Source organism: Streptomyces sp. SID4985, from assembly GCF_009863025.1.
Lineage (GTDB): Bacteria > Actinomycetota > Actinomycetes > Streptomycetales > Streptomycetaceae > Streptomyces.
Map to the genome: position 1 here is coordinate 1 of NZ_WWIR01000126.1, position 17,146 is coordinate 17,146.

2 protein-coding genes are annotated in these 17,146 nt (G+C 73.5%); both read right to left on the reverse strand.

The annotated features are described in order from the left end of the window. On the reverse strand, window positions 1-15,074 hold a 15,074-nt coding region (locus GTW40_RS04875), incomplete at its 3' end, for a non-ribosomal peptide synthase/polyketide synthase (RefSeq protein WP_161178899.1). A 110-nt stretch (window positions 15,075-15,184) separates the two neighbouring features. Beyond that, on the reverse strand, window positions 15,185-17,146 hold a 1,962-nt coding region (locus tag GTW40_RS04880), incomplete at its 5' end, for an ABC transporter ATP-binding protein (protein ID WP_237525338.1).

The window sequence follows — 17,146 nt, forward strand, 5'->3', positions numbered from 1 at the left end:
CCGTCGGCTCGGTGGCGTACGAGGTCGCCGGTGCGGTACATGCGTGCGCCGTCCTCGGAGAACGGGCAGGCGACGAACCGCCCGGCCGTGAGTGCCGCCCGGTTCAGGTATCCGCGCGCCAGACCCGGGCCCGCGACGTACAACTCGCCCGTCACACCCGGCGGTACGACGCACAGCCGCTCGTCCAGCACGTACACCCGGAAGTCCGCGACCGGTCGGCCGATCGGCGGTGTGCCGTGCTCCGGTGAGAGCGGGTCGCTCATGGTCGCGCAGACCGTCGTCTCCGTCGGGCCGTACGCATTGATCATCCGGCGGCCCTGGGACCAGCGTTCCACCAGCTCCGGCGGGCACGCCTCACCCGCCACCACTACGGTGGCGGCCGTGACGTCGGTCTCGCCGAGCGCGGCCAGGGCGGAGGGCGGCAGTGTCACATGGGTGACGCCGAGCCGGTCGTCCGCCAGGGCCTCCAACGGGGCCTCGACAGGGGTCAGGACGAGAGCGGCACCCGTGAGCAGGGCGCCGCACAGGTCCCAGAACGCCGCGTCGAAGCTGGGCGAGGCGAACTGGAGCACACGGCTGCCCGGCCCCACGCCGAGCCGCTCGACCTGAGCCGCCACCAGGGCCGCCACGCCGGAGTGGCTGACCACGACGCCCTTGGGGCGGCCGGTGGAGCCCGAGGTGTAGATGACATAGGCGGGATGCCGGACGTCGAAGGCGGTCACGGGAGGGGAGTCCGGCCAGTCTCCGCCGTTCACCGTGGCCGGGTCGTCGATCACCACGGTCGGGCGGGCGTCGTCCAGCATGAACGCGATCCGCGACGGGGGATAGGCGGGGTCCACCGGGAGGTAGGCGGCTCCGGCTTTCAGTACGCCCAGGATGGCGACCACGGATTCCGGTGACCGGGGGAGGGCGACGGCCACGATCTGCTCGGGGCCCACGCCCTGGGCGGTGAGCGCGTGGGCGAACTGGTTGGCCCGCGCGTTGAGTTGGGCATAGGTGAGTTCGGTGTCGCCGCAGACGACGGCGACCGCGTCCGGGGTCGCCGTCACCCGTGCCGCGAACATCTCCGGCAGGCTCGACGGGGCGGCGGCCCCGCTGCGGGCGGCGGGCAGCAGCGCGCCGCGCTCCTCGTCGGAGAGCAGGTCGATCCCGCCGATCGACAGGTCCGGAGCGGCCGCCACCGTGGCCAGGAGCCTGGTCCACCTGGTGAAGAGGGTCTCCACCGTCGCGCGGTCGAACAGGTCGGCGCTGTACTCGACCGCACCGCTCAGACCGGCCGGCGCACCGTCGGGACCGTACCGCTCCGCCAGGCCGAAGGTCAGATCGAGCCGGGAGGTCCCGGTAGACACGGGCATACCGCTGGTCGTCAGACCCGGCAGGTCGAAGTCACCGCCCGGCGCGTTCTGGACGACCAGTCCGGTCTGGAAGAGGGGGTGGTGGGACAGGGAGCGGGTCGGGTTGAGTACTTCGACCAGGTGCTCGAAGGGTACGTCTTGGTGGGCGTAGGCGGAGAGTGCTGTTTCTCGTACGCGTTCGAGGAGTTGGGTGAAGGTGGGGTCGCCGCTGGTGTCGGTGCGCAGGACGAGTGTGTTGACGAAGAAGCCCACCAGGTCGTCGAGGGCCTCGTCCGTACGTCCCGCGATCGGGCTGCCGATCGGGATGTCGGTTCCCGCGCCCAGTCGTGTGTAGAGCGCGGCGAGGGCTGCCTGGAGCACCATGAACAGACTGGTGCCGGTACGCCGGGCCAACTCGGCCAACGAAGCGTGCAGTTCGGCATCGATCCCGACGTCCAGCACGTCTCCGCGGTACGACATGGCGGCCGGACGCGGCCGGTCGGCGGGCAGGGACAGCTGGTCGGGCAGCCCGGCCAGCGCCTCGGTCCAGTGGGCGACCTGGCGCGAGAACACGCTGTCCGCGTCGTCCTCGTCGCCGAGGATCTCGTGCTGCCACAGGGTGTAGTCGCCGTACGTCACCGGCAGCGGTGGCCAGGCGGGCGCACCGCCGCCCTGCCGGACGGCGTAGGCCGCCGCCAGGTCGCGGGCCAGCGGGTCCATGGACCAGCCGTCGCCCGCGATGTGGTGCATCACCAGCAGCAGCACGTGCTCCCGGGGTGCGAGGGCGAACAGCTCCGCGCGCAGGGGGAGTTCCGACGCCAGGTCGAACTCCCGCGCCGTCGCCTCGCGCAACAGGGCCGGTACCTCCGCCTCGTCGGCCGTGCGCAGGGCCAGCGGTACGGCGATCTCGGCGGGGTCCAGCACCCGTTGGTGCGGAATGCCCGCGGTGTGCGGGAAGACCGTGCGCAGCGTCTCGTGCCGGGCCACCACGTCGGTGAGCGCCGCGCCCAGCGCGGCCCGGTCGAGGTCGCCGGACAGCCGGAGCGCGAGCGGCATGTGGTAGGTGGCGCTCGGCGCCCCGAACTGCTGGAGGAACCAGAGCCTGCGCTGCGCGAACGACAGCGGCATGGGCTCGCGGCGGGGCCGGGGAACCAGGGCCTGCCGCGCGGCACCGGCGTTGTCCAGCCCGGCCGCGAGTCCGGCGGGCGTCGGCGTCAGGAACAGGGTGCGCAGCTCCAGCTCGACACCGAGGGCCGCCCGGATCCGCGAGACCAGCCGGGTGGCGAGCAGGGAGTGCCCGCCCAGGTCGAAGAAGTTGTCGTCGAGCCCGGCCCGGGGCAGGTCCAGCACCTCGGCGAACAGGGTGCACAGGATCTGCTCCTGCGGCGTGCGGGGCGTACGGCCGCTTGCGACGGTCCCCGGCTCGGGCTCGGGCAGCGCCTCCCGGTCCAGCTTCCCGTTCGGCGTCAGCGGCAGCGTGTCCAGCAGCACGAACGCCGACGGGACCAGGTGGTCGGGCACGCGGTCCCGCAGATACGTCCGCAGCACGGTGGCTGTCGTCCCGGCGCCCGCCGTGGGCACCACGTACGCGACGATCCGCTGCTCGCCCGGCCGGTGCGCCCGGGCGAGCACCGCGACCTGGGCGACACCCGGATGCGCCGACAGCTCGGCCTCGATCTCGCCCGGCTCGATCCGGAAGCCGCGCACCTTCACCTGGTGGTCCACCCGGCCCGCGAACTCCAGCTCACCGTCCGCGCGCCAGCGGGCCAGGTCACCGGTGCGGTACATGCGTGCGCCGTCTTCGGAGAAGGGGCAGGCGACGAAGCGCGCGGCGGTGAGTCCGGGCCGGTTCAGATAGCCACGGGCGAGTCCCGCCCCGGCGAGATACAGCTCGCCCGTCACACCGGGCGCGACCGGCCGCAGGGCCGAATCCAGTACGTATGCCCGGCAGTTGGCGATCGGTCGGCCGATCGGCACCGGCAGCGGGCAGTCGGCGGGATCGGCCGGCAGCGGGTACGCGGTGATCACATGGGTCTCGGCGGGGCCGTAGTGGTTGTGCAGCACCCGGCCGGGGCGCCGGGCCTGGAGGCGGCGTACGGCACCGCCCAGCCGCATCGCCTCGCCCGCCTGCGCGATCAGCCGCAGGTGCGGCAGGTCCAGCCCGGCCTCCTCGGCGGCCTCGGCGAGTGCCTCGACCACCAGGTTGGGCGCGAACAGTTCCTCGACCCGCTGCCGGTGCAGCCAGTGGGCGAACAGCTCGGCGCTGCGGCGCACCTCCTCGGTCGGCACCACCAGGGTCTTGCCGTAGAGCAGCGCGGAGAGCGTCTCCTGGACCGAGACGTCGAAGCTGATGGCGGTGAACTGCGCGGTGCGGGTGCCGGGTTCGCCGCCGACGGCCCCGTGGTGCCACGCCAGCAGGTTCAGCAGTCCGGCGGCGGGCATCGTCACGGCCTTGGGACGGCCGGTGGAGCCCGAGGTGTAGATGAGGTAGGCCGGGTGCCGCGGGTCCGGGGCGGCGGCCGGATCGTGCTCCGGCCACTCCCCGGCCGGTGTGACGGCCGCGAGGTCGTCGAGCACCACGGCCGGTCGCGCGTCCTGAAGCATGTAGGCGATGCGGGCGGCCGGGTAGTCCGGGTCGACCGGCAGATACGCCGCACCCGTCTTGAGCACCGCGAGGACGGCCACCACCAGCTCGGCGGAGCGCGGCAGCCGCAGGGCGACGATCCGCTCCGGTCCGGCCCCGCGCGCGATCAGCGCGTGCGCCAGGCGGTTGGCCCTGCGGTTCAGCTCGCGGTAGGTCAGCACGGTGTCCTCGAACACCACCGCGGGGGCGTCCGGAAGCGCGCGGACCTGGGCCTCGAACAGGGACGGCAGACCGGTGGCGGGCGCCGGGCACGCGGTGTCGTTGCGCTCGACCAGCAGTTCGTGCCGCTCCTCGGCGGTCAGGACGTCGATCCGGCTCAGCGGCCGGTCCGGCTCGGCGACCACGGCCGCCAGCAGCCGCAGCCACCGGGCGACCAGCGCCTCCACCGTGGCGTGGTCGAACAGGTCGGTGCTGTACTCGACCCGCCCGACGATGCCCTCGGCCGGCCCGCCGGTGCCACCGCGCTCCAGCAGGTGCACGGAGAGGTCGAACATCGCCGTGGGCGTCCGCACCAGCACGGTCTCGGCGCCCAGGCCGGGCAGCGCGAACTCCGTGCGAGGCACGTTCTGCAGCGCGAGCAGCACCTGGAACAGGGGCTGGCGGGCGAGCGAACGGGCCGGGTTCAGGGCCTCCACGAGATGCTCGAACGGCAGGTCCTGGTGCGCGTACGCGGCCAGCGCGTTCTCCCGCACCCGGCCCAGCAGCTCGGCGAAGGTCGGGTCGCCCGACGTGTCGGTCCGCAGCACCAGGGTGTTGACGAAGAACCCGACGAGATCGTCCAGGGCCTGGTCGGTGCGGCCCGCGATCAGACTGCCGACCGGGATGTCGCTGCCCGCCCCGAGCTTGTCCAGCAGCGCCGCCAGCGCGGCCTGCAACACCATGTAGGCGCTGGCCCCGTGCTCGCGGCCCAGGCGGACCAGACCCGCGTGCAGCCCGGCGTCCAGCTCGATCGCGAGGTTGCCGCCGGAACCGGAGGGAACGGAGGGGCGGTGACGGTCGGCGGGAAGCGCGATCTGCTCCGGCAGGTCCTTCAGCGTCCGCTTCCAGTAGGCCGTCTGGCGGGCGGCCGGGCTGTCCTGGTCGGCCGCGTCGCCGAGCAGCCGGTCCTGCCACAGGGTGTAGTCGGCGTACTGGACGGGCAGCGGCGCCCACTGCGGTTCCTCGCCCCGGCAGCGGGCCGCGTACGCGGTGGCCAGGTCGGCCGCCAGCGGGCCCAGCGACCAGCCGTCGGCGGCGATGTGGTGCACGACCACCAGCAGCACGTGCTCGTCCGGTGCCGTCTCGAACAGGTCGGCCCGCAGGGGTGGTTCGGAGGCGAGGTCGAATCCGCGCGCCGCGGCCGCCGTCAGCAGTCCGGGCAGTTCCGTCTCCTCGGCCGGTACGGCCCGCAGTCGCGGCCGCACCGCTCCGGCGGCCAGCACCCGCTGGTACGGCACGCCGTCCGCCGCCGGGAAGACCGTCCGCAGGCTCTCGTGCCGGTCGACGACATCGGCGAGCGCCTGCTCCAGCGCCACCCGGTCCAGCCGTCCGGACAGCCGCCACGCCAGCGGCATGTGGTAGACCGGCGCGGCACCTTCCAGCTGGTGCAGGAACCACAGCCGCCGCTGCGCGGAGGACAGCGGCACCCGCTCGGGCCGCTCCGCCCGTTCCAGGGCGGGCCTGGCCCGGTCGGCGCCCTCCAGAACCGCGGCGAGCCCGGCCACGGTCGGGGCCCGGAACAGGCTGCGCAGCGCCAGCTCGACACCCAGGGTCGCCCGGACCCGGGCCACCAGCCGGGTGGCCAGCAGGGAGTGTCCGCCCAGATCGAAGAAGTCGTCGTCGACGCCGACCTCCGTCACGCCCAGCACCTCGGCGAACAGTCCCGCCAGCACCTGCTCCTGCGGAGTACGCGGCGCCCCGCCGCTCCGCGATCCGGTGAAATCGGGCTCGGGCAGGGCACGCCGGTCGAGCTTGCCGTTGGCGGTCAGCGGCAGGGCGTCGAGGACGACGAACGCGGCCGGCACCATGTAGTCGGGCAGCCAGTCGCGCAGATGACCGCGCAGTTCCTCCGGCCGGAGCACGGCGCCTGCGGCAGGCACCAGGTAGGCGACCAGGCGCGTCTCCTCCGCCTGGTCCGTCCGCGCGACCACCGCCACCTGGCCCACCTGGGGGTGGTCCGCCAACGCCTTCTCGATCTCGCCGAGTTCGATCCGGAAACCGCGCACCTTCACCTGGTCGTCGGCACGGCCCAGATACTCCAGAGCGCCGTCGGCGCGTCGGCGTACCAGGTCCCCGGTGCGGTACATGCGCTCACCCGCCGCACCGAACGGGCAGGCCACGAACCGTCCCGCGGAGAGGCCGGGCCGGTGCAGATAGCCGCGCGCCAGGCCCGGCCCGGCGACGTACAGCTCCCCGGTGACCCCCGGCGGCACCAGTCCCAGCCGCTGGTCCAGCACATACGCCCGGAACCCGGCGACCGCACGGCCGATCGGCGGCACGCCCCGCCCCGGCGACAGCGGCTCGCTCATCGTCGCGATGACCGTGGTCTCGGTCGGACCGTACGCGTTGATCATCCGACGTCCGGGCGCCCAGCGCGTCACCAGCTCCGGCGGGCACGCCTCGCCCGCGACGGCCAGCGTCGGCACGGTCACCGTGTCCGGCGACAGCGCAGCCAGCACGGAGGGCGGCACCGTCGCATGGGTGAGCGCGAGGCCCGGGTCGGTCAGCGCGGAGACCGGCTCGGCCGCGGGCGCGGGCACCAGGGTCGCACCGGTGAGCAGGGCACCGCACAGGTCCCACAGCGAGACGTCGAAGCTGGGGGAGGAGAACTGGAGCACCCGGCCGCCCGCGCCGACGCCGAGCCGCTCGACCTGCTCGGCCACCATCCCCCGCAGGCCCGCGTGGCTCACCACCACGCCCTTGGGACGTCCGGTCGAGCCGGACGTGTAGATGACGTACGCCGCGTGACGGGCGTCCACGGCGACGCCGGGATCGGTGTCCGGCCACTCGGAGACGTCAGCCACGTCAGTCACGTCGGCCACCATCGCCGGGTCGTCGACCACCACGGCCGGCCGCGCGTCCTCCAGCATGAACGCGATCCGCGACCGCGGATACACCGGGTCCACCGGCAGATAGGCGGCCCCCGTCTTCAGGACACCCAGGACGGCCACCACGAACTCCACCGAACGCGGCAGGGCCACCGCCACGATCTGCTCCGGACCCACCCCCCGGGCGATCAGCGCGTGCGCGAACCGGTTGGCCCGCTCGTTGAGTTGACGGTACGTCAGCTGGATGCCCGCGAAGTCCAGGGCGATGTTGCCGGGCGTCGCCGCCACCTGCGCCGCGAACATCTCCGGCAGGCTCGCGGCGGCCGCCCCCTCCTCGGCGGCGGGCAGCAGCGCGCGGCGCTCCGCGTCGGACAGCAGCCCGACGCGGCCCAGCCGCTGCCCCGGGTCGGCGACGACCGCCCTCAGCAGCCGCTCCCAGCGCGCCACCATCGCGTCGACGGTCGCCGGATCGTAGAGATCGCTCGCGAACTGGACGGACGCGTCGATCCCGGCGGGGGAACCGTCCCCGGCGTACCGCTCGGTCAGCGAGAAGACGAGGTCGAACTTGGCCGTGGCCGTGACCGGCTCCACCTCGCCAACGCGCAGCCCCGGCGGGGCGAAGTCGGCCCGGGGCACGTTCTGCAGCACCAGCATGACCTGGAACAGCGGGTGGTGCGCCAGCGACCGCACCGGGTTGAGGGCCTCGACCAGGTACTCGAACGGCAGCTCCTGGTGCGCGTAGCCGGCCAGCGCGGTCTCCCGCACCCGGCCCAGCAGCTCGGCGAACGTCGGGTCGCCCGAGGTGTCCGTACGGAACACCAGCGTGTTGACGAAGTAGCCCACCAGGTCGTCGAGCGCCTGGTCGGTCCGCCCCGCGACCGGGCTGCCGACCGGGATGTCCTCGCCCGCGCCGAGCTTGCTCAGCAGCGCCGCGAGCCCGGCCTGGAGCACCATGAACAGACTGGTCCCGTGCGTGCGGGCCAGCTCGCGCAGACCCCGGTGCAGCTCCGCGTCCAGCCCGGCGCGCACGAAGCCGCCCCGGTGCGAGGCGACCGCCGGGCGGGGCCGGTCGCCGGGCAGCCGGAGCTGTTCCGGCAGACCGGCCAACTGCCGTGTCCAGTACGCCGTCTGGCGGGCGAGCGGACTCTCCCGGTCCGTGGCGTCGCCGAGCAGCTCGTGTTGCCACAGGGTGTAGTCGGTGTACTGGACCGGCAGCGGAGACCACGTCGGCCGCTCACCGCGGCGGCGCGCCGCGTAGGCGGCGGTCAGGTCCTCCGCCAGCGGACCCAGCGACCAGCCGTCCCCCGCGATGTGGTGGAGCACCAGCTGGAGCACATGCTCGTCCGGCGCCTCCTCGAACAGCGCGACGCGCAGCGGCTGATCGGCCGCCAGGTCGAACGGACGGTCCTTCACGGCCGCCAGCGCGCCCGCCAGCCCGTCCCCGGTGATCCGGCCCGCCTCCAGGCGCGGGCGGGCGGCCTCGCCGTCCAGCACCCGCTGGTACGGCACACCGTCCACCACGGGGAAGACGGTGCGCAGTGTCTCGTGCCGCTCGACCACGTCCGCCAGGGCGTCCTCCAGGGCCCGCCGGTCCAGGTCTCCGGACAGGCGCCACGCCAGGGAGATGTGGTAGTCGGCCCCGGCGCCCTCCAGCTGGTGCAGGAACCACAGCCGCCGCTGTGCGAACGACAGCGGGATGCTTCCCCCGACTTGGCCGTCGGCGGGCCGGGGTCGGGGCTCCAGCGCCGGCCGCGCCTCGCGGGCACCCGCGAGGGCGGCGGCCACCCCTGCCGGGGTGGGGGTCTCGAACAGGGTGCGCAGTTCGAGCTCGACTCCCAGGGTCGCGCGGACCCGGGCGGCCAGGCGGGTCGCCAGCAGCGAGTGACCCCCGAGGTCGAAGAAACTCTCCTCGACCCCGGCCTCGGCCACGCCGAGGACCTCGGCGAACAACTCGCACAGGATCTGCTCCTGCGGCGTACGCGGCGCGCGGCCGGTGTGCGCCGGGGCGAGGTCGGGCTCGGGCAGCGCGCGCCGGTCCAGCTTGCCGTTGGCGGTCAGCGGCAGACGCTCCAGGGTGACGAACGCGGCGGGCACCATGTGCTCGGGCAGCCGCTCCCGCAGGTGCGCGCGCAGCTCGGCCGGGCGCGCAGCCGCAGTCGCGTCGGGGACCAGGTAGGCGACCAGCCGGGTGTCGTCGGCCCGGTCCTGCCGCGCGAGGACGGCGACCTGCGCGACGGCGGAGTGCGCGGCGAGCGCCGCCTCGATCTCGCCGAGTTCGATCCGGAAGCCCCGGACCTTCACCTGGTCGTCGGCCCGGCCCACGAACCGCAGCCCGCCGTCCGCGCTCCGGCGCACGACGTCGCCGCTGCGGTACATGCGCGCACCGGCAGGCCCGAACGGGTCGGCCACGAAGCGTCCGGCGGTCAGCGCGGGCCGGTTCAGGTAGCCGCGCGCCAGACCCGGCCCGGCGACGTACAGCTCGCCCGGCACACCCGGGGGCACCGGCCGCAGATGGGCGTCCAGCACGTACGCGCGCAGGCCGGGCAGGGCCGCGCCGATCCGGCCCGGAGCGGCGCCGGAGCGGTCGAGCGCCGCGTGCGTCACGTGCACGGTGGTCTCGGTGATGCCGTACATGTTGACCAGCAGCGGGGCGTCGTCCGGGTGCCGTTCGTACCAGCTCGCCAGCCGGGCGTGCTCCAGCGCCTCCCCGCCGAACACCACGGTGCGCAGCGCCAGCGAACGGCCGGTCTCCGGTGCCTCCTCGTCCGCCCGCATCAGCTGGTAGAAGGCGGACGGCGTCTGGTTGAGCACCGTCACCCGCTCACGGGCGAGCAGCTCCAGGAACAGGCCGGGCGAGCGGCTCGTCCCGTGGTCCACGACCACCAGACGGCCGCCGTGCAGCAGCGCGCCCCACAGCTCCCACACCGAGAAGTCGAAGGAATAGGAGTGGAAGAGGGTCCAGACGTCGTCCGCGGAGAAGTCGAACAGCTCCCGGGTGGCGTCGAAGAGCCGCACCACGTTCCGGTGCGGGACCACGACACCCTTGGGGTCGCCGGTGGAGCCGGAGGTGTGGATGACGTAGGCGGGGTGTTCCGGGCGGACGGCGATCCCCGGGTCGGTGTCCGGCAGCCCGCTCAGGTCGGCGGCGTCCAGCGGGAACCGGTCCACCTGTTCCGTACCCGGCAGTTCGCCGACGGGGCCGGTCGTCACGAGCAGCGACGGCCGGGTGTCCCGCAGCAGATACGCGATCCGGGCGGCAGGGTACTGCGGGTCGACCGGAACGTAGGCGGCGCCCGCCTTGAGGACCGCGAGCACCGCCACCACCAGGTCGGCCGAGCGCGGCAGGGCCAGCGCCACCAGCCGCTCCGGCCCCGTCCCACGGGCGATCAGGGCGTGCGCGAGCTGGTTGGCCCGGGCGTTCAACTCGCCGTACGTCAACTTGACTTCGCCGCTCGCGACGGCGACCGCCGCCGGGTTCGCCCGGACCCGCTCCTCGAAGAGCGTGGTCAGGGTGGTCTCCGGCAGCTCCCCGGCCCGGTCGTCGACGGCCGGCAGCAGCGCGCCGAGTTCGTCGGCGGACAGCACGTCCACCCGGCCGATCCGCCGCCCCGGGTCGGCCACCACGGCGCGCAGCAGACGCAGCCACCGCTCGACGATCCCCTCCACGGTGGAGGCGTCGAACAGGTCGGTGCTGTACTCCACCAGGCCCGACAGGCCGTCGGCGCCGGGCTGTTCGGTCAGCATGAAGGTCAGGTCGCACTTGGCCGTACCGGTGTGGACCAGGTCGGCCGCGACCCGCAGCCGCGGCAGGTCGAACGTGGCGAGCGGCGCGTTCTGCAGCGCGAGCATGGTCTGGAACAGCGGGTGGTGCGACAGCGACCGGGCCGGGTTCAGCGCCTCCACGAGGTGCTCGAACGGCACGTCCTGATGCGCGTACGCGGTCAGCGCGTCGGCGCGCACCCGGGCCAGCAGCTCGGTGAACGAGGGGTCGCCCGAGAGGTCGGTGCGCAGCACCAGCGTGTTGACGAAGAAGCCGACCAGGTCGTCCACGGCCTCGTCGGTGCGTCCCGCGATCGGCGTGCCCACGGGTACGTCCGTGCCCGCTCCGAGCTTGCCCAGCAGGGCGGCCAGCCCGGCCTGGAGCACCATGAAGAGGCTGGCCCCGCCGTCACGGGCGAGTGTGCGCAGGCCCTGGTGCAGTTCGGCGTCGATCCGCAGCGGCAGATGGGCGCCCCGGTGTGACGTCACCGCGGGCCTCGGCCGGTCGAACGGCAGCTCCACCTGCTCCGGCAGATCCGCCAACTTCTGCTTCCAGTAGTGCAGTTGGGTAATCAGCAGGCTGTCGGCGGCCGAGTCCTCACCGAGCAGCTCCCGCTGCCAGAGGGTGTAGTCGGCGTACTGGACCGGCAGCGCGGACCACTCCGGCTTCCCGCCTTCGCAACGCGCCGCGTAGGCGGTCGTCAGGTCCCGCGAGAGCGGCCCCGTCGACCAGCCGTCACCGGCGATGTGATGCACCACCAGCAGCAGCACGTGCTCGTCGGGACCCGACCGGAACAGCTCGGCGTGCAGGGGTGGCTCCTCGGACAGCTCGAAGCCGTGCCGGGCCGCCACCGCAAGCCGGTCCGGCAGGTCTGCCTCGCCGACCTCGGTCACCCGCAGCCGTGGCCGCGCGTCGTCGGGGCCCAGTACCCGCTGGTACGGCACGCCGTCGACCACCGGGAAGACGGTGCGCAGGCTCTCGTGCCGTTCGGCCACGTCCGCCAGGGCGGCCTCCAGCGCCCGCTGATCCAGCTCCCCGGACAGCCGCAGCGCCAGCGGGATGTTGTAGGTGGCCCCCGGACCCTCCATCCGGTGCAGGAACCACAACCGGCGCTGGGCGAAGGACAGCGGCAGCATCTCCGGCCGCTCGCGGCGCTTCAGGGCGGGCCGTGCCCCGTCGGCGCCGTCCGCCGCCGCCGCTAGTTCCGCCACCGTCGGTGCTTCGAACAGGTCCCCGAGCCGCAGCTCGACGCCCAGTGCCGAACGTGCCTTGGCGACCAGCCGGGTGGCCGACAGCGAATCTCCGCCGAGGTCGAAGAAGTTGTCGTCGGGACCGGCCCCGGCCACCCCGAGCACCTCGGCGAACAGCCCGGCCAGCAGGTGTTCGGTCGCGGTGCGAGGAGCGCGGCCCGGGGCGGCGGTGGCCCGCTCGGGGACGGGAAGAGCCCGTCGGTCGAGCTTCCGGTTCGGCGTCAGCGGCAGCGTCTCCAGCGTCACGAACACGGTCGGCACCATGAACTCCGGCAGCCGCTCGCGCAGGTGCGCGCGCAGCGCGGGCACGCTCACCCCGGCACCGGGCACCGGCACGACATAGGCGACGAGCCGGGTGTCCCCCTCGTCACGCACCACGGCGGCGGCCTGCGCGACCTGCGGGTGCTCCGCCAACGCCGCCTCGATCTCACCGAGTTCGATCCGGAAGCCCCGGATCTTGACCTGGTCGTCGGTACGGCCGAGGAACTCCAGGTTCCCGTCCCGGCCCCACCGCACCAGGTCACCGGTGCGGTACATCCGAGCACCGGCAGGCCCGAACGGGTCGGCCACGAAACGCCCGGCAGTCAGCGCGGGCCGGTGCAGATAGCCCCGGGTGAGGCTCGCGCCCGAGATGTACAGCTCACCCGCCAGACCCGTGGGCATCGGCCGCAGCGCGCCGTCCAGGACGTACAGCCGGGTGTTGCCGACCGGCCGGCCGATCACCGGGCGCCCGCTCGACGCCAGCGGTGCGACGACCGTGTTCACCGTGCACTCGGAGGGGCCGTAGAGGTTCAGGCAGGACACCCCGTCGGCCGCCCGCAGCCGTTCCCACAGCGCTTCCGGTACTGCCTCCCCGCCCGCCGCGACGATCGCGGGACGCCACCGAGGACCGTCCAGCAGCCCCCGCTCCACCAGGACGTGGAGGTACGACGGCGTGGCCTCGACGAAGTCGAGCCGGAGGCGCCGGGCGTAGTCCAGGAAGGCGTCCGGATCGGTCCAGGTCGCCTGGTCCGGGACGTGCAGCTCATGGCCCGCGAACAGGCCGAGCAACTGGTTCCAGGAGGCGTCGAACGAGACCGACGTGGTCAGGGCCACCCGCAGCCGCCGCCCGTCCCCGGGCACCGGCGGGAAGAGGCTCTGCCGCTGGCCCTCGAACAGGTTGAGCAGGCTGCCGTGGGTCGCCGTCACGCCCTTGGGGCGCCCGGTGGAGCCGGATGTGTAGATGACGTAGGCCGGGTGCTCCGGTTCGACGGCCGCTTCAGGGTCCGTCTCCGGGCACTCCGCCAGCGTCGCGGCGGTCTCCGGATCGTCGAGCACCAGTCGCCCGACGGGACCGGCTTCCGGCAGCCGGTCCTCGGTACCGGAATCGGTCACCACTACGATCGGCCGGGCGTCGTCGAGCATGAAGGCGATCCGGGCGACCGGGTACTCCGGATCGACCGGAACATACGCCGCCCCCGCCTTCAGCACCGCGAGGATCGCCACCACCAGCTCGGCCGAGCGCGGCAGGGCCACCGCCACCAGCCGCTCCGGTCCCGCGCCCCGGGCGATGAGGGCATGGGCCAGCCGGTTGGCCCGCGCGTCCAGCTCCGCGTACGTCAGCGACGCGTCCGGCCCGGCCACCGCGACCGCGTCCGGCGTCGCCCGCACCTGCGCCCGGAACACCCGGGGCAGGCTCTCGGCGGACACCGGGACCACCGGTCCGGCGCCCAGCGCCCGCAGCTCACGCTCCTCGCCCTCGGCGAGCAGACCGATCCGGCCGACGAGTTCCTGAGGGGCACAGTCGGCGAGGGTGCCGACGAGCGCGGTCAACCGCCGCTGATGAAGCGCCAGTTCGTCCTTGCTCCACACCTCCGGCGCGCCCTTGAGCTCGACCCGCAGCTCACTGTCCCCCCGGCAGCCCATGACCCAGAGCGCCAGCCCGGCGGTCGGCTCCGGGAGCAGATAGCGCAGCGTGGCGGGGTGCCCGGCGAAGGTCGGTGAGGAGTCGAAGACCATGATGTTGACGACCAGCGGGAACGCCGCCGCACCGGCCCCGGCACCGCTCAGGTCGCGGAGCAGTTCCTCACCTCGGTAGCGCTGGTGCGCGAGGGCCGCGTCGGCCTCCCGTGCCACTTCGGCGACGAGGTCATGCCATCGGGTGTCCGGTCGTACCGGCAGACGCAGGGGTACGACGTTCGCCGTCATGCCAGGGGTGGACAGCGCGGCGCGGTCGCCCCCCTCGCGCCCCGTGACGGGAAGGCCGATCAGCACGTCCCGGTCCCCGGTGATCCGGTGCGCGTAGAGCGCCGCCGCCGCGACCAGGGGACGGGACCAGTGAACCTCGGTCCCCGCCGTGCCCGCGCGCAGCGCGTCCAGCCGGAGCACCGCCGGTTCGGCGGCGGCGCCGGGGCCACTCCCGTCGTGCGGGGCCCGGCCGGTGAGCTGAGTGGGCTCCGGCTGTCCGGCGAGCCGCTCCGTCCAGTACGACCGGTCGGCGGCGAACTGCTCCGAGGCGCGGTAGTCCGCGTCACCGCGCACCAGCTCGGCCAGGGAACGGAACGGCGACGGCGGGACCGGGCCGCCGCTGGCCAGTGCCGTGTACGTCCGGGTGAGCCGCCGCCGGACGAGAGAGAGGCCGAAGCCGTCCATCACCAGGTGGTGGTGGTTCTGGTACACGAGGTGGCGGGTCGGAGAGAGGGTGATCAGGGCGAAGCTGAAGAGCGGATCGCGCGAGAGGTCCAGCGGGCGCATCCGGTCCCGTGCCATCCACGCGTCGGCCGCCGCGCGCGGGTCGGGCTCCGCGCTCAGGTCCAGCAGATGGGGCTGCCAGTCCCAAGCCTCGCGGACGACCTGCAGCGGCTCCTGCCCGTCGTCGACGAAGCTCACGTGCAGCGCGTCGATCTCGTCGACCACCCGGCGCACCGCGGCCTCGAAGACCCGCGCGTCGACGGGGCCGTGGACCTCCAGGCAGTCGCCGATGCGGTAGGCGTCGAGCGCTGTCCGCGCACGCTGCTCGGCGAGCCAGATCTCACGCTGGGCAGCCGTCAGGGGAAGGGCATCGCCGTCGCGACGGGACATGGGGTGGTACCTCCAGAAGTGTGGGCAGGCGTGGTCGCAGAGCGCGCGCCAGGGCGCGCCGACCGCGGTGATGTCACGCGGTCGGCGGGCGGGTGACGCGGCGGCTGCGGTCAGGCAGCGAGTTCGCCGGCCTGGAGCTGCCAGAGGGATGCGTAGAGTCCGTGCTGGGCGAGGAGTTCGTCGTGGGTGCCTTGCTCGGCCACGACTCCGCCCTTGTCCATGACGTAGATCCGGTCGGCGTGGCGGACCGTCGAGAGCCGGTGGGCGATGATCACCATGGTCCGGTCGGCGGCGAAGACGCGGAGCGTGCGCTGGATGGCGGCCTCGGTCTCGTTGTCCACGGCGGAGGTGGCTTCGTCGAGGATCACGACGGGCGGGTTCTTGAGGATCGCCCGCGCCAGCGCGATCCGTTGCCGCTGGCCGCCCGAGAGGGCGGCGCCGCGTTCGCCGATCACCGTGTCGTAGCCGTCCGGCAGCGCCGCCACGAAGCTGTGTGCCTCGGCCATCATGGCCGCTTCGACCACGGCCTCGTCCGGGGCGCCGAAGCTGCCGTAGCGGATGTTGTCGGCGATGGTGCCGTCGAAGAGGAAGGGGTCCTGGGCCACGAACCCGATCGCGTGGCGCAGGTCGCGCCGCGGCAGGTCGCGCACGTCCCGCCCGTCGAGCCGCACACTGCCGAACTCCGTGTCCTGGAACCGCATCAGCAGCTTCGCGATGGTCGTCTTGCCGGAGCCGGTGGGGCCGACGAGGGCGGTGACCTGCCCGGCGCGCACGGTCAGTGAGAGGTTCTCCAGCGTCGACGGCCGCTCGGGGTAGGCGAAGGTCACGTTGTCGAGCCGGATCTCCCCGCGCACCCGCTCGGCGTCGAGCGGTTCGCCGGTGCCGTCCGCCTCGGCGGGCAGCTCGTGCAGCCGCTGGACCCGGTCGTAGGCGGTGACCGTGCGCTGGTACTGGTCGATGATGCCGCCGAGCCGGTTCATCCGCAGCAGCACCATCTGGGGCAGCCCGATCAGCGGACTGAACACCTCGAACGGCAGGCTGCCGTTGAGCACCGACCGGCCGCCGATCAGCAGGGTTCCGGCCATCGAACTGGTCGTGCACACCCGGACGATCTCGGCGTGGCGGATGGTGCTCCGGTCGGTCTGCCGGTCGCTCTCCCGGGTCCGCGCGCTCAGCCGGTCGATGCGTTCGGCCTCGTAGTCCTCGGCGCAGAAGCTCTTGACGGTGGCGCCCGCCTCCAGCGTGTTCACCAACTGGCTGTGCAGCCTGGCGCGGTCCTCGCCGGAGACCGCGTAGTCGGCCGCGACCTTGTCCTGGTAGTGGACCGACAGCCAGGCGATGACCGGGATGGGCAGGAACGCGATCCAGGCGATCTGCGGTGCCAGCAGCAGGAACAGGGGGACCAGGAGGATCAGGCTGGTGCCCAGTTGCAGCAGGTCACTGGCCGAAGTCGCGAAGAAGGTGCCCAACTGGCGCACGTCTTCGGTGAGCGCACCGGCGATGCGGCTGGTCCGCTCGCCCTCCAGGTGCCGCAGTTCGAGGTGCTGCACGTGGGCGTACGTCCGGTTGCGCCAGTCGTGCTCGATGTCCTGGCCGAGCCCGCGCCACTGGAGGTTCGCGGAGTACGACAGGCCCGCCACGGCGGCACAGGCGAGAGCCATCAGCCCTGCCAGGCCCCAGAGTTGGGCGGACGCGGTCGTCAGTCCGAAGCGGACGAGCGGTGCGGCCTCACCCTTGATGAGGACCAGCGCGGTCCAGCCGAGGAAGGTGCCGAGCGCCATCTCCGAGACCTGGCAGGCGACCGAGAGCGCGGAGGCGCGGTAGAGGCGACGGCGGTGCGGTCCGACGATCTCCAGCAGGGGATGTCGTCCGGTTTCGGCTCCCGGCAGGTCCTGGGATGCGTCGACCGTTCTGCGCCATGCCTTGCGGATGACGGCCGCGGTCGCCACCGTCACTCCGGCCAGCGCCACCAGTTGCCTGCTCAGGGCCGACCCGCGGATCAGGGCGACACCGGCCGCCACCCCGCCCGCGACGGCGAACACGGGGCCCACGACGCCGTGCTCCGCGTGCGG